Raw genomic sequence first — 14,383 nt, forward strand, 5'->3', positions numbered from 1 at the left:
AATTTAAGCATCTGGAATATTCGGTTCAACGAGTTTTTTTAATTTCTCTAAAGATTCCTGCCACCCTAAATAGCACATTTCAGCTGGTATAGCAGAAGGGATACCTTCTTGGGTGATTTTGAGTTCTGTGCCACATATAACTTTATTAATTACTACAGTAGTCATCATTTCTCCCGGCAAATTAGGGTCGTCAAATTTATCGGTGTATCTCAAAAATTCATTTGTGCGAATTTCCAAGTATTCTCCACCAAAAGATTGGTCGCTGCCTGAAGTAAAATTGGTAAAAGTCATTTTGTAGGTACCTCCTACTTTAAAATCTCTTTGCTGTGCCACACAATAAAAGCCATATGGTGGAAGCCAGGATATGAATGCATTGGTGTCAGAAAAAGCTCGAAATACCTTTTCGGGACTTGCCGTGAGGACCCGGTGTAATGTTACTGTGTTTGACGTCATATAATTTTTGATTTGTTAAATTGCTACAATCAAATTAAGTTAACCAAATTTTAGGGATACCACAAATTTTAATACTACCTATTGTATTCGGATTGATCTAAATTTCTTTTCTCCTGCCTTAAAATTTTATATCCCAAAGGGATTTTAATTTAATTATTACTTGTTTTGCTTTCAAATCCGTTTTATCAAAGGTGACCATCTTCTCTTTGCCTGCCTCCAGATCGAAATAATTATCGCTAAATTTTCCTTTGTAACCTGCGATATCAACAAAAACGTATTTGGCAAAGGCCGATGATTTTAACCAGATCTGATTGCCCTTAACTTTAAACGTAATTTTCGGATTAGTTAATTTAAGGTCCTTCGGACGTACTAGATCTCTCTTGGGTACACTATTATCCCGATAGGCTTCCCTTACTGCGTACCAAGCAGCCTTTGGTGTTCTGTAATAATAATCAGTAATGCTCCAGCTCGCTACGGGCCAACAATCGTTTAATTGCCAAAGTAATGTCCCCATGTTGTATGGTTTGCTTCTTTGAATAGCGATCATATTTTTAAAGCCATAATATTGCACACATTGTGTGAGGTAAGTATAATTCTCTACCGAAAGCTGATTAATTTTGGTAGAATCTATCATGTAATTTTTCAAATAGCCTTCCAGTTTTTTAAAGCCGTTTCCAGCTTTCTGATGATCAAGGAGCACATCCGAAAATAGATACCGATCTTCTGGTTTCGTGTAAATTAATACGCTCGAATAATTAGGCATGGCTTGCATTCCGTATTCACTTACAAATCTTCCGGTTTTATTTACAAAGACTTCGAAGTCTTCACCTCCCCACCACACTCCCCAATAGTGACTATCACCTTCGGTAAAACTCGTGTTTACCCCCCAACCATATTTTGGCGACGAAGAGATATACGGCCTACTATCATCTACTTCATTTACCCATTTGGGAATGCTATCCCTAAACAGTCGGGTATAATCATTCCACAATCTTGCCGAATCCATCGCGCTGATATTGAACTGTTTTTGCCAGCCCCATCGATTAAAGGCTTCATCAATTTCATTGTTGCCACACCAGAGAACAATGCTTTTATGGTGCCGTAATCGCTTTACTTGATACTTCACTTCGGCTTTTACATTATCAAAAAATGCTTTATCCCCAGGTACCATCGCTCCTGCAAACATAAAATCCTGCCAAACATGGATATTTAGCGAATCGCATAGCTCATAAAAATAATCGTCTTCATAGATCCCTCCGCCCCAAACGCGCAACATATTCATATTTGCTTCCTTCGCCATCATCACTATCTTGCGATAGTCATTTTTGGTTATCCGTGTAACAAAAGCATCTGAGGGAATATAGTTTGCGCCTTTCATGTAAACCGCTTTCCCATTGATCTTAAAATAAAATGAAGTTCCTCTAGCATCAGGTTGCTGTACCAGTTCTACCTTAACTGGAGGAATAAAAGTTTTCTCAATAGGTTTAACATCATAGGATTCCAATCTAATCTCTTTCCAAATACCACATCCTGTTAGTTTTGGCCCCCAATCCCAACCAAAATGAAATTGCGCCTTGCGTACGTACGTCCTCGGATTATCCGGAACGAAATAAGGAAGTCTCGAGTTCGCAATTGAATCAACTGTATTTTGCGTAGAGCGAAAATGAACATATAACTCATTATTTTTCGCCTTAAGTAATTTTCCCACCTCTACTTTCCATTGTCGAAACATATTATCAGCCTGCAAGATTAATTTACCATTTAAGTAAACATCGGCGTAGGTGTCTAGTCCATCAAATACCAAATCTGTGTGCTTTTTACTTAACACAGAAGGTAACACTGGGAAAGAAGTCTTATAATCCCAGTTCTTTTTCTCTACCCATTGCACTTTTTTCTCATTATCACGAAAAAATGGATCGGGAATCAACCTATTTGACAATAAATCTAAGTGCACTTCTCCTGGAACCTTTGCAGGATACCATTTTGCCGTTTTTTCTTGTTGGAATATCCAATTGTTGCTTATCTTTTGAACAAGCTGGGCTTCAGCCTTAACTACAAAGAAAATAAAGACACTACTTAAAATCAGCTGTTTTTTAATTCTCAATTTCTGCTATTAATTAATTATACTATTATAAATTCCAAACTCCGCAATCAAAGGGTTAAGCCGCGAGGAGGAAATGTGCAACTTGATTTCGCTTGCAGTAATGGGTTTGAATTTCAGCAAACGCTTATATCCAATCGTTGTTCCCTCAGCGGCAATTTTCCAATCTGCACCATCTTTATAGCTCAATGTAAATTTTTCTACCCGCTGACCCATAGCTATATTTTCTTGTAGCGATAAAATGTTAAAAGTGATGGGTTTCACAAAAGTAAAATCAACCGTTGCTGTGGTATCTTTTGTGTTGGTACTGTAAAATGTAGAGAGCTTTCCATCAAGCATATCTTTTGCATTTGTGCCAGTTAAGACCGTAATTTTGGCTTGCTGTGCCAGATTATCTGCAAAGAGTTCATTCCTTAAAAATGCCCATTCTTTTAGGCTCTTCATATCATTTTGGTTAATTAAACCATTTATATCCGGAGGTACATTTAATAAGAGCACACTGTTTCTCCCTACTGATGCAAAATAAATATCCATTAATTTCTCTGGCGTTTTAACCTGTTTATCCTGTGCGGGATGATAAAACCATCCTTCCCGGATAGATACATCCGTTTCTGCAGGATACCAGACCAAACCTTTAGCTTTTAAAATTTGTGATCGGCTTCCTAAATCTTCGTTCATTTTATCGCCTAACGGCACAAATGTTACCTCTTGTTGCGAGCTATTGGCAATTGCAGTAAGCATATTTTCGTCTGCAGGCAAAACACTCCACTCTGTTTCCCTGCCATATCCGCTTTCGGTGCCTACCCAACGCACATCTGGACCCATAACGGCAATAGTAGCGTCCGGCTGCAGTTTTCTTATCAGTTTATACCAAGCATTAAAATCGTACTCTGGTTTTTTACCGTTCGGTCCGGTTCCATTGGCTCCATCAAACCACACTTCATCAATCTTACCGTAGTTGCTTAAAAGTTCGGTTAACTGATTTTCGAAATAAGTATTATAGATTTTACTATCGCCATAATCTGCATGGTTCCTGTCCCAAGGGGATAAATAAATCCCAAAACCCATTTTATAATCTTTACATGCTGCTGCAACTTCTTTTACGACATCGCCTTTCCCGGCCTTCCAAGGGCTGCTTTTTACGCTGTGTTCGGTAAATTTACTGGGCCATAAACAGAAGCCATCATGATGTTTAGCGGTTAAGATTACTTGTTTAAAGCCAGCTTCTTTCATCGTACGAACCCATTGACGCGCATCCAGATTGGTGGGATTGAATAACTTTGGATCTTCTTTTCCATCCCCCCATTCTTTATTGGTAAACGTATTGATCCCAAAATGAAAAAATGCGGTGAGTTCTAGCTGTTGCCATCTTAATTGTCTGACTGATGGTTTTACAGTGGCCGCTTTTCTAATAATCTCTGATTTACTATCGTTAGAGTTAATTAATACCTGATTTTCGATCTTCTCCTGGGCATTTAGCACCAAGCAGAGCAGACTTAGAGATGCAGTAATTACAAGGGGTTTAATCATCATGTCAAATTTCGGAATCAATATACAATTTTTCAGATAATCAACCTATAAAATCGTAGTTTTGGCAAGATGAAATTTTATAGGCAATTTATCGCAATCTTGCTTTTAGTTGCGGTTTTAACCAACTGTTTCAGCTATTGGATTCTGTATTCTTCCTATTCTTTAAACAAGAAATACATTTCGACCGTACTTTGCGCTAATAGAAGTCACCCAGAAGCGCATTGCGAAGGTAAATGCATCTTACATCTAAAACTGAGGGAACTGGAGCAGAAAAATAAACAGGATCAGGATTTAATAAAAAGAATGATCGAAACGATTAAGCCTGTGCATTTTTCTCTTACGTTAGATGATCGGGCATCTCTGGCAGATTTAACTATCAAGTATCTCCTCAAAAAAACTACAAAAGCGGTAAATCCCATCTTCCAGCCGCCCCAACAGGTTTAGTTTCTTGTATCGCGCTTAAATTTATCTAGCATTTCAGCGCAGAATTTTCAATTAACATTTACATTAACTAAGATAACCTAAGCTTTGCTAGGCCTATCTTTCTATTTACATAAAATGAAGTATCTATTAAACAAAAACCAATTCCCACGACTTAAACTTCTATTTCTTTTTATAATGCTGAGCACCACCGCAAACGCCTGTGATATCTGCGGTTGTTTTATGGGTTTAACGCCCTATGACAATCAAAGTAGTTTCGGTTTATTATATCGTTACCGTTCTTTTAACGGATATACGGGCCAACCACATGCCGTTTTTCCGACAGGAAGCCATTTTTTTATCCCAAATACAGTTAAAAATGCACCTTTAAGCGAGGCTAGCGGTAATCCAACCGATTATGAAGTTTACCGCACCATGGAAATCAGGGGAAGGTATTTTTTGCACAAACGGATCGAATTAAATGCGATAATACCTTATAACAGCAATAGTGAACAATCCAACGGCAATGTGTCTACGATTGCTGGCGTTGGCGATATCAACTTATACGCGGGCTATCATCTGATAAGGAAATTAGATCGGGCAACTGTAAACCAGCGCTTAATTGTTGGAGCGGGAGTTAAGTTAGCCACGGGCAAGAACAGCATTACCTCCGATGGTGGAAACCGATATTCGGCCTTAATGCAACCTGGGACAGGCAGTACGGATGGATTTGTGTATGCCAATTATTTACTGGGCTATAAAAAATTTGGGATGAGCATCAACAGCTCATATCGATTTAATGGACAAAATGAAGACCAAGAAGGGATTGCTAACAGCAGTACAACCTTTGTAAACTTCTTTTTAACCCAGCGCTTGAGTAAGAACTGGCAGGTAATGCCATCTGTACAATTTTTTTATGAAAACTCTGCCGGCGAAACTTATAAGGGCGTTAAAACTGGCGAACATGAAATGAATAATTTTATGGCGGGAGTTGGAGCAGATCTATTTTTTAAAAATATCGCTTTTAATGTTGGGTTTCAAAAGAACGCCTGGCAGGCAACCACAGACCACCCGCAAAGTGTTGGCAAAGTTTATTTAGGAGTGACCTATAACTTTAACCAATTGTATTATTTACTTAAATCTTAACAATTTAAAGCTTACGTTAAATGTTTCAAAGCGTTTAACGTAAGTTTGTTTTAATTCTAGCCCATTATGATCAAAAACATTAAAGGTTTTATTATTTTATCTTCGTTATTTATTAGTGTTGTTTCATGCAATAATGAAAAAAAACTCCCTTTTTATGGCGAGAGAGAAGCCAAAACCATTAAACATGCCGATGGCAGTACCAGTGTGGATACCGTATATCAAACCATTCCAGCATTCAGGTTCCTGAACCAAGATAGTATTTATATTACGCAGGACACCTTTAAGAATAAAGTGTATGTTGCCGATTTCTTTTTCACTTCTTGTTCTACGATCTGCCCAACTATGCATAGAAACCTAAAAGTGATCTATGATCAATTTAAGGACAATCCTGAGGTTATGTTCCTATCGCATACCATTGATTTCAAATATGATAAGCCCTCTGTCTTAAAGAAATATGCGCAAAAATTAGGTGTCGATGGAAAGAAATGGCAGTTTGTATACGGCCCGAAAGACGAAATCTATCATATAGCTGAACATAGTTACCTCACTGTTGTTCAAGAAGATGGAACCGCACCCGACGGGTATATTCACCAAGGTTGGTTAACCCTGATCGATAAACATAAAAGAATGCGTGGAGCCTATAACGGTACCGATTCTATTGAAGTGGGAAAACTGAAAAAGGATATAGCTAGTTTATTGGCCGAAAAAGAAGATTAATATGAGGAAAATTATCCTAATCACCGTTTTTTTTATTAGCCTGATCAGTATAGTCTATTCTTGTCAGAACCCAAGTGAGATAGAGCTGGCCACTTATATCACCAACGGGAAAGATCTATACAAAATCTACTGTCAGAATTGCCATGGCGAAAAAGGAAACGGTTTAGGAGAGCTCTATCCCCCCTTAACTGATAGTTTATTTTTAAAAGCAAATAAAGCGCAATTGGCCTGTATCATTAAAAATGGCTCCCATATACCTATGGTAATCAATGGGAAATCATATGATGGAAAAATGCCGCATTTCCCAAAAATGGCGGATATTGATATTGCGCAAGTGATGGTTTATATCACCAATTCTTTTGGCAATAAGCAGGGGATGTACACCTATGAACAGGTTGCTAAAGATTTAAGTGAATGTAAGTAGAGTTCAAGAGTCCGTAAGTCCGAGAGTCGGGAAGTCCGATGATAGCACCACTGACATTTTAGTACACAGAGGGTTGACGTAGACGGGGGTGTTGCCTTTTCGGGCCCTTCTCCATCAGTAGGGCGCGGAAATCTCTTGCTGTTATAAGGTAGCTAACCGGACGGGAAATTGCTTCGGCTTGAATGAAGCCTCGCAAAGGAACGCTAATTATAACTGTTCCTAATTTCAAGGAGCTTTCCATTGAACTCAATTAATTCATTACATCTTTCTGGTAAGTAATTTAACTGTTTAGCAATTTTCAAATCGGAGATGGCCGCTTTAAAATCTTCCATCGCAGTTAGGCAATCAGCCCTTTGAAAATAATAGTAACCATTCTTATTATTTTTTTGAATGCTAATTAAACTGTCTAATTTGTTCTTAACAATATTTAGCGAGTCCATAATGTGAATCGACTGCGTAGTGAGTAATGCGGGACCGGTTTTCTTATCTGATACTTCATAATGCTGCTTACCTTTATCATCATTTGATTTTTTGTTTAAGCAGGCCAAAAGAGATATCATTAGAAAAACACCTAAGATTTTATTCATTCTAATTTATATAATGCATAATCTATTTATAGCTAAATTCTACCAATTATAATCAATTAAAAATTTATTTCAACCAGACGAACGATTGCTTCTCGAAAAGCTCGCAAAGGCAAAGAAGATTAGCCTATTCCAGCTTCCACTCAGGTCGCTCGTAATGACAGGTATACCCATAAGGGTTTTTTTGAAGATAATTTTGGTGTTCCTCTTCGGCATTCCAAAAATCAACTTCAGGAACAACTTCGGTTACAATTTGTCCGGGCCACTTGCCAGAAGCTTCCATCTCAGCTATTAAGGCTTTAGCAGTTTCACGTTGGGTTTCATCACTGTAAAAAATAGCAGAACGATAAGAAGTGCCTAGATCGTTTCCCTGTCTATTCCTGGTTGTAGGGTTATGGATCATGAAAAAATATTCGAGTAGTGCCTTGTAAGTTAACTTAGCGGGATCAAATATAATTTCGATTGCTTCAGCATGTGTGCCGTGATTTCGATAAGTTGCATTGGGGACATCCCCTCCCGTATATCCAACAATTGTTGAAATTACCCCAGGATAATGGCGAAATAACTCTTCTACTCCCCAAAAGCAACCGCCAGCAAGTATGGCTTTTTCAGTATTCATATTTTCTAATTTATAAGATAAAGGTACGGTGAGGATGTTTAAAACACAAGAATAGCTACAAATTGTTTAGCATTTAAGCTTTCACCAGAGATGTTCAAGATGCACAAAGATATTATTATACATCTCCCCTCAATTCCAAGTAAACATGTCACCACAGATGAACGAAGATTTTATAATCTCTCCTTTACCTCTATGATAAGTGATTAATTAGTAAGCGCTTGTTCTTTACTCACAAGTCCATCTACGAGCAATTTCCATTGCGGAAAGGAAAGTCCGATTTTAGCACTATAACCAACCGCCATGTTCCGTAATCCATCAAAGAAATCAGGGTCTACGGTATTTACTTCTTCATTACGACCATGCATTTCTGCAAAAACACTTGTGCCCGATAAACGGATCAAAAAAGTAGAACTAGCGGTATCCTTAAAGAAATGTGCAGTTCCTTCTAAAGGCTTTTCTGGATTAGCACAAGGCTTAACCCTAAAGCCAAAGTATTGTTCATTTACATTATTTCCTTCTGCAACTTCGTCGATGCGAACCCAATCATAGCCATCTCCGGCTCTCGTACCCGGACCTGGAATATCAATTTTAATCAGGTTGCCCTCTACTAGTTCTCCAGGAATCACCCCTTTGCTATCTAATAATTCAAAGATGGTTGAATCGGTACCGCATATTTTTGCCCAATTGCTCACGTCTGCCAAGCGTCTTTTCGCAAGTTCGTAAAATACAATTGCTTCCGCTAAGGTTTCAAATTTTGCCTCAGAAATCGCATCCATCTCACTTCCAGACGTTTGTACTGGTATTAACTGATTTTCCATAATAAGCTATTAATTTTTTTATCATAAACAACGTTAAGAGCACATAGTTTTATTCTTGTTAAATCACTTTCTTACAAAATAATAATCAAACAGTTATGTATATGAATTTTTAACTTTTGATTATTCCCTATCCTTTAATCAACTCCAATAGATTGTTATTTATTACATTTATGGCTTAAATTTATACCTGATAGACCAATTCCCATGTCAAAAAATAGTTTGCTTTTCTTAACCTTCCTGGTGCTATTAACTGTTAAGTTATCTGCTTTATCTCCACAAAAAGAGTTTTATCAGTTAAAGATATATCACCTCAAAACACCACAACAAGAAGAAATGGTTGATAATTTTCTACAGAGGGCATATCTTCCAGCTTTGCATAGAGCTGGAATATCACATATTGGGGTTTTTAAACCAATTGCCAGTGGCGATGTGGCTCCTATTGAAAAATTGATCTATGTATTCATTCCCTTTAATTCATATCGTGATTTTTCCAGCCTTGAAAAAAAGCTGGCAAAAGACCCACAATATGCTGGTGATGGTAAAGCCTATCTCGAAGCTATTTACCTTGATCCACCATACGAAAGATTAGAAGTCGTGCTTCTGAATGCTTTTGAAGGTCATCCAAAATTAACAATGCCACGACTCAGCTCTCCACATAAAGAGAGAGTTTATGAGTTGAGAAGTTATGAAAGCCATACGGAGTATATCTCCAAAAATAAAATTGAAATGTTTAATAAAGGTGGCGAAATTGCCTTATTTAAACGTCTTAATTTTAACGCCGTATTTTATGCAGAAGTGATATCAGGCAGTCGCATGCCCAATTTAATGTATTTAACCACATTCGAAAATAGAGCGGATAGAGATGCACACTGGAAAAACTTTGGGGCGGATGCAGAGTGGAAAAAACTTTCGGCTATGCCCAATTATAAAAATAACGTATCTAAGAACGACACGAAATTTCTATATCCAACCGATTATTCCGATATCTAAGTAGAGGTAATTCAATTAGCTCAACTTATCATTGGGCGATATTTCTCTCTATTTTCATAAATCACCCACAAATTTACCGCAAACAATACCAAGGCGAGAGGTGCCCCAGAAGGTTCGGTAACAGTATTTGTTAATACGATCCCCACCATAACTGGAAATATAACTAATGCACCCAATGCTCGGGTTTTTGGAATGATAAAAAGAATACCGCCAAGGACTTCAATAAAACCAACAAGCGGCATTAACCAACCTATTACTGCAAAGGCGGCACCTACTTTTACCAGATTCTCAGGCATTTCTTTAGGCATGGGCATATAATTAAAGAACTTATTAAGGCCCATGATGATAAACATTAACCCAAACAATAGACTAAGCACAAAAATTATTTTACTTTTCATATCAAATTATTTATAGGTGTATTTAATAGCACATCAAAGTCATCCTAAAGTTGAGTAATAACATTAGAAAATCCAAACATTAGTCTTAAAAAACTGTTCATCTTCTATATAAACCTATGGAAGACATGAACACCACATTTGCAAAAAACATCGGTACATTAAAGGATATCGAGATCAAATCCTCAAAAGAAGGCAACATTGATCAGGGCGAACGGGCCCTATCGCTTATTGGAGGAAGCTATTTACTCTATAAATCGTTAAAGAACATCATCAAGCACCCTTTACTTGCAATTCATGGAGCGGCGGCTAGTGGATTTCTACTATATAGAGGCGCGACTGGAATTTGCCCGATATACAAAAGGTTAAATATTGATACTACTGATCCTCAGGCCATCAACATTACCGAAACCATTACGGTAAATGTTTCGAGAGAAAAGGTTTATGCTTTCTGGCGTGAGCTATCCAACTTACCCAAATTTATGAAGCATTTGAAGGTAGTAGTTGAAACCAGTGCAACAGAATCGCACTGGACCGCAAATACACCGGGTAATATTATCGGCTTAAACTGGAATGCGGAAATTACCCATGAGGAAGATGGCAGTTATATCGGCTGGCAATCTATTGAGGGCTCTATGATAGAAAACGCAGGGAAAGTTACTTTTACCGATACATTAAATAACATTGGCACCGAACTACACGTAGAAATCAATTATTTCCCACCTGCGGGAAGTGTTGGCCGTGGCATTACATCACTATTTAATGGAATTTTCGAAAGAATGATTAGGGAAGATATCCAAAACTTTAAAGCTTATGTTGAGCAGACAGATTTTAGACAATACGCTGGATTGAATTTGGAAGATCCAATAGAGTAAATGTGAGCGCTATTTTAGTAAAGGGGATGATTTAAAAATCATCCCCTTTTTTTGTGTGGTTGGTGTAACTCTGCACACCATATAGAAACATAGAATACATGCATATTGCTAAATTAACAGATTCGGCTATGTTTTCCATGTGCCTATGTGGTTATAGCCGCAGATGCGCAGATTATAGAGGGTCATTTCTTTCACCACATAGAAACATAGATCACATAGATATTGTGAGATTAACTGCTTTTCGGCTATGTTTTCTATGTGTCTATGTGGTTATAGCCGCAGATGCGCAGGTTTTTGGGAGTTATTTCTTTCACCACATAGAAACATAGATCACATAGATGTTGTGACATTAGGCGACAGGCAGGCATCTTCCATCTTCCATCTTCCATCTTCCCTTTTCCATCTTCCCTTTTCCATCTCACATCTTCCATCTTACCTTATCCCAACTCTACTTCTTCTCTTTCTCTTTTTTAAAAATGGTATAGAACACAAAAAGCCCACCAAGAGTAGAAATAATACCAAGCACCAATGAAGTTCTATCGCCCATAATTTTATTTATAAAAAAAGGGTAACATTAAGCTCGTTACCCAATTGTATGGATACAACACGGGTTACTTGGCTTTGTTTTTAAAACATCTCCGTCATAACATTTATGTAAAATAAAAATTACACAAACTACTTTGTAATTCAAAGTACTTTTGTAGATTTGCATCTGATTTAATAGCCAAACAAGGGGACATCCTTAGATTTAATTTTGATAACCGCTATTCCATCACATTTTTTTGATGATTTATCACATTTATTTTGAAATAATAAAAAATTGCACTATCCTTGTGTACTATATAACTAATACACTAATTAACCAACATACCTTTATCATTATGAGAGCTTTAATTTTTCTTCTCTGTTGCTTATTTATAAGCTTAAACGCAACTAGTCAATCTAACCCTACCCTGCAAATTAGTGGTAGGATAACTGATTCTGTGGCGCAAAAACCCATCAGCTTTGCTACTATCGTACTTAAGAACGACAAAAAAGTACCGGTAAAATCAATCGCATCAGCAAAGGATGGATCTTTTATCCTTACAGGACTTTCTGCCGGAAAGTATGTATTAAGTGTAGTTAATGTAGGATATCAAACGAAAGTTATCCCAGTTACGCTAGGAGAAACTTCTAAAACCATGGATAACATTTCTCTAACCGCCTCTCCTACCCAATTAAAAGGAGTAACTGTTACGTCAGAACGTCCATTGGTTAGGCAAGAAATAGATCGTATTGCCTATGATGTGAAGGCCGATCCAGAAAGCAAGGTAAATAACGTGCTAGAAATGATGCGTAAAGTACCTTTATTAACAGTAGATGGCGATGATAATATTCAACTTCAAGGAAACAGTAACTATAAAATCTTGATTAATGGTAGGCCTTCTGGCATGATGGAAAGAAATCCGAAAGACATTTTAAAAAGCATGCCCGCTTCAAGTATCGAAAAAATTGAGGTAATTACCACACCTCCCGCAAAATATGATGGCGAAGGTTTAGCTGGAATAATCAATATTGTTACTCATAAAAACGCTGATAACGGATCAAATGGCACCATTAACGCAAATCACCGTTTCCCTGTGGGAGGCCCGGGTATCGGCGGAACATTTACTTTAAAAAATGGCAAGCTCGGAGTTGCAGCTAGCGCTGGAGGAAGCCTCAACAGTTCGCCCCTATTAGATAACAGCATTACCAGACTAACCCAAGGTGGAACGCCTACAAACTTATTGCAAACAGGAACCCGTGACTTTTCGGGAAAAAGTGCATACGGTGGCGTCGAACTAAGCTATGAAATTGATACCCTGAATTTGATTTCTGGACAAATTAACTATAATGCAAACCGAAACGACAGTTTTAGCAACCAATTCTCGGCACTTCGTAATGGGACCTCATTAATGCAAAGCTATGAATTGGCAAATACCTTAGAAGGATCAGGAAACGGGATAGATGCCGCGGTTAACTATCAACTTGGATTTAAGAAAGACAAAAACCGTTTATTAACCTTTTCTTATCGATATTATAGTTTCAGTAATAATCAATTTAACAATGTTGATATTTCTAATCCCTTTGCTTACACAGCTTCAGATTACAACCAAGAAAATACTGGAGGCTCAGATGAATCCACTTTTCAGATCGATTATACCTATCCCTCAAAAAAAGTTACCATTGAAGCGGGGATTAAAGCGATTTTCAGGGATAACACGAGTAATTTTGAGTATCTAACCCTCAATTCTTCTGGGATTTTTATCGCAGATCCTTCTAGGACAAATGGATTTGATAACAACCAAAATGTGTATGGAATATACAATTCCTATCAATTTAATCTTAAGAAATGGGGAGTTAAAGCAGGGCTGAGAGCAGAACAAACCGAAATAGATGCTGATTTTACCGGAACCACCACAAAACTTGATAAAAGCTCTTTAAACCTGATTCCTTCTATTTCAGTTAACCGAAAATTTAAGGATATGAGCAGTATTAACTTTGGTTTTACGTCTAGAATCCAACGCCCAGGCATTAATCAATTGAACCCATTCGTTGATCGTTCCAACCCAAATTTCGAATCGTCTGGTAACCCCGGGCTTAAAGCCATGAAAGGATATAGTATAGAAGCTAGTTATAGTAGATTTAAAAAAGCTTCACTCAATATTGGAATGCGGGCCCTTTATGGAACTAACATCATTATGCCAAGTGCAGTTACAGATCCTCTTACGCAAATTACGCGTACCAGCTTTGCAAACACTGGAAGTGCTATTTTAGTTGGTTTAAATGTGAATGTAAACTATCCTTTTAACAGCAAATTAAGGGGTACACTTGGAGCCATGGCGAATTATGGGGTTGTAAAAGCCGAAATCAATGGTTCGGCATTAGAGAAGAGGGGTTTAATGAGGCGTGCCTTTACTTCTCTGGCTTACCGCCCAAACAAAAATTGGCAAGCGAGTGCTAATGTAAATTATAATGGGCCGAGCCTCTCGATACAAGGTACCTCAAACTCATTTATATATTCATCGTTTAGTGCAAGCAAAGACTTTTTGAATAATAAACTTACCCTTTCTCTTGCTGCTAATAACGCCTTTAACAAGTATAGAAAAGCAATTAACTATACCACTGGTCCAAACTTTACCCAAGAAACCTATAACCAGAATTACCAACGCAATTTTACAACTAGTTTAAATTATCGCTTTGGTAAATTGAAAGATAGCATCAAGAAAAATAAAAAAGGAATCAATAATAACGATGTCTCTGAAGGTTCTACCCTTTAACTAACCGCCTAA

Annotated in this window: 14 protein-coding genes; 7 read left to right on the forward strand and 7 right to left on the reverse strand. The window is 37.6% G+C overall.

Annotation, left to right across the window (positions count from 1 at the left end; translation table 11 throughout):
* Positions 1-3 precede the first annotated feature (3 nt).
* The 3 genes from AC6H0V_RS06995 to AC6H0V_RS07005 form a co-directional block, all read right to left on the reverse strand.
* A complete protein-coding gene (locus AC6H0V_RS06995) occupies positions 4-453 on the reverse strand; it encodes an SRPBCC family protein (RefSeq protein ID WP_497563003.1) in 450 nt (149 codons plus the stop codon).
* Between the two features lie 118 nt (positions 454-571).
* Entirely contained in the window at positions 572-2,557 is a 1,986-nt protein-coding gene (locus AC6H0V_RS07000; protein ID WP_497563004.1) for a glycoside hydrolase family 2 protein, read from the reverse strand.
* 9 nt (positions 2,558-2,566) lie between these two features.
* The gene (locus AC6H0V_RS07005) at positions 2,567-4,087 is read right to left on the reverse strand and encodes an alpha-L-fucosidase (protein WP_497563005.1); all 1,521 of its coding nucleotides are present in this window, start codon (positions 4,085-4,087) and stop codon (positions 2,567-2,569) included.
* Positions 4,088-4,153: 66 nt separating this feature from the next.
* Here AC6H0V_RS07005 and AC6H0V_RS07010 point away from each other — a divergent pair, with 66 nt between their 5' ends.
* The 4 genes from AC6H0V_RS07010 to AC6H0V_RS07025 all read left to right on the forward strand — a co-directional run bounded on the left by AC6H0V_RS07010 (position 4,154) and on the right by AC6H0V_RS07025 (position 6,791).
* The gene (locus AC6H0V_RS07010; RefSeq protein WP_497563006.1) at positions 4,154-4,528 is read left to right on the forward strand and encodes a hypothetical protein; all 375 of its coding nucleotides are present in this window, start codon (positions 4,154-4,156) and stop codon (positions 4,526-4,528) included.
* Positions 4,529-4,642: 114 nt separating this feature from the next.
* The gene (locus AC6H0V_RS07015; protein ID WP_497563007.1) at positions 4,643-5,650 is read left to right on the forward strand and encodes a hypothetical protein; all 1,008 of its coding nucleotides are present in this window, start codon (positions 4,643-4,645) and stop codon (positions 5,648-5,650) included.
* A gap of 66 nt (positions 5,651-5,716) precedes the next feature.
* Positions 5,717-6,367 carry an SCO family protein gene (locus AC6H0V_RS07020; RefSeq protein WP_497563008.1) on the forward strand — a complete coding sequence of 217 codons (651 nt, stop codon included), beginning with the start codon at positions 5,717-5,719 and terminating at the stop codon, positions 6,365-6,367.
* A 1-nt stretch (position 6,368) separates the two neighbouring features.
* Positions 6,369-6,791: a c-type cytochrome gene (locus AC6H0V_RS07025; protein WP_497563009.1), complete on the forward strand. Its 423-nt coding sequence runs from the start codon at positions 6,369-6,371 to the stop codon at positions 6,789-6,791.
* A 203-nt stretch (positions 6,792-6,994) separates the two neighbouring features.
* Here AC6H0V_RS07025 and AC6H0V_RS07030 read toward each other — a convergent pair whose 3' ends face one another.
* The 3 genes from AC6H0V_RS07030 to AC6H0V_RS07040 form a co-directional block, all read right to left on the reverse strand.
* Complete coding sequence (locus AC6H0V_RS07030; protein ID WP_497563010.1) at positions 6,995-7,378, reverse strand: hypothetical protein; 384 nt, start codon at positions 7,376-7,378, stop codon at positions 6,995-6,997.
* Positions 7,379-7,502: 124 nt separating this feature from the next.
* Positions 7,503-7,994 (reverse strand): peptide-methionine (S)-S-oxide reductase MsrA, encoded by a 492-nt coding sequence (msrA, locus tag AC6H0V_RS07035; RefSeq protein WP_497563011.1) that lies wholly within the window; start codon positions 7,992-7,994, stop codon positions 7,503-7,505.
* Between the two features lie 203 nt (positions 7,995-8,197).
* Positions 8,198-8,812, reverse strand: a complete 615-nt coding sequence (locus AC6H0V_RS07040) for a hypothetical protein (protein ID WP_497563012.1) — start codon at positions 8,810-8,812, stop codon at positions 8,198-8,200.
* Between the two features lie 204 nt (positions 8,813-9,016).
* Here AC6H0V_RS07040 and AC6H0V_RS07045 point away from each other — a divergent pair, with 204 nt between their 5' ends.
* Positions 9,017-9,802 (forward strand): NIPSNAP family protein, encoded by a 786-nt coding sequence (locus AC6H0V_RS07045; RefSeq protein ID WP_497563013.1) that lies wholly within the window; start codon positions 9,017-9,019, stop codon positions 9,800-9,802.
* A gap of 20 nt (positions 9,803-9,822) precedes the next feature.
* Here AC6H0V_RS07045 and AC6H0V_RS07050 read toward each other — a convergent pair whose 3' ends face one another.
* On the reverse strand, positions 9,823-10,200 hold the full coding sequence (locus AC6H0V_RS07050) for a MauE/DoxX family redox-associated membrane protein (RefSeq protein WP_497563014.1): 378 nt from the start codon (positions 10,198-10,200) through the stop codon (positions 9,823-9,825).
* Positions 10,201-10,325: 125 nt separating this feature from the next.
* Here AC6H0V_RS07050 and AC6H0V_RS07055 point away from each other — a divergent pair, with 125 nt between their 5' ends.
* Together AC6H0V_RS07055 and AC6H0V_RS07060 are read left to right on the forward strand one after the other, a co-directional pair.
* Positions 10,326-11,072, forward strand: coding sequence for an SRPBCC family protein (locus tag AC6H0V_RS07055; protein ID WP_497563015.1), 747 nt, complete (start codon positions 10,326-10,328; stop codon positions 11,070-11,072).
* 881 nt (positions 11,073-11,953) lie between these two features.
* A complete protein-coding gene (locus tag AC6H0V_RS07060) occupies positions 11,954-14,371 on the forward strand; it encodes a TonB-dependent receptor (protein ID WP_497563016.1) in 2,418 nt (805 codons plus the stop codon).
* Positions 14,372-14,383: the final 12 nt, after the last annotated feature.

This window comes from Pedobacter sp. NO84, from assembly GCF_059703915.1.

Excerpts from the sequence above, each read along its gene's own strand:
- AC6H0V_RS06995 (WP_497563003.1), bottom strand. The coding sequence starts at position 453 with ATGACGTCAAACACAGTAACATTACACCGGGTCCTCACGGCAAGTCCC.
- AC6H0V_RS07005 (WP_497563005.1), bottom strand. The coding sequence starts at position 4,087 with ATGATGATTAAACCCCTTGTAATTACTGCATCTCTAAGTCTGCTCTGC.
- AC6H0V_RS07010 (WP_497563006.1), top strand. The coding sequence starts at position 4,154 with ATGAAATTTTATAGGCAATTTATCGCAATCTTGCTTTTAGTTGCGGTT.
- AC6H0V_RS07015 (WP_497563007.1), top strand. The coding sequence starts at position 4,643 with ATGAAGTATCTATTAAACAAAAACCAATTCCCACGACTTAAACTTCTA.
- AC6H0V_RS07020 (WP_497563008.1), top strand. The coding sequence starts at position 5,717 with ATGATCAAAAACATTAAAGGTTTTATTATTTTATCTTCGTTATTTATT.
- AC6H0V_RS07025 (WP_497563009.1), top strand. The coding sequence starts at position 6,369 with ATGAGGAAAATTATCCTAATCACCGTTTTTTTTATTAGCCTGATCAGT.
- AC6H0V_RS07030 (WP_497563010.1), bottom strand. The coding sequence starts at position 7,378 with ATGAATAAAATCTTAGGTGTTTTTCTAATGATATCTCTTTTGGCCTGC.
- msrA (WP_497563011.1), bottom strand. The coding sequence starts at position 7,994 with ATGAATACTGAAAAAGCCATACTTGCTGGCGGTTGCTTTTGGGGAGTA.
- AC6H0V_RS07040 (WP_497563012.1), bottom strand. The coding sequence starts at position 8,812 with ATGGAAAATCAGTTAATACCAGTACAAACGTCTGGAAGTGAGATGGAT.
- AC6H0V_RS07045 (WP_497563013.1), top strand. The coding sequence starts at position 9,017 with ATGTCAAAAAATAGTTTGCTTTTCTTAACCTTCCTGGTGCTATTAACT.
- AC6H0V_RS07050 (WP_497563014.1), bottom strand. The coding sequence starts at position 10,200 with ATGAAAAGTAAAATAATTTTTGTGCTTAGTCTATTGTTTGGGTTAATG.
- AC6H0V_RS07055 (WP_497563015.1), top strand. The coding sequence starts at position 10,326 with ATGAACACCACATTTGCAAAAAACATCGGTACATTAAAGGATATCGAG.
- AC6H0V_RS07060 (WP_497563016.1), top strand. The coding sequence starts at position 11,954 with ATGAGAGCTTTAATTTTTCTTCTCTGTTGCTTATTTATAAGCTTAAAC.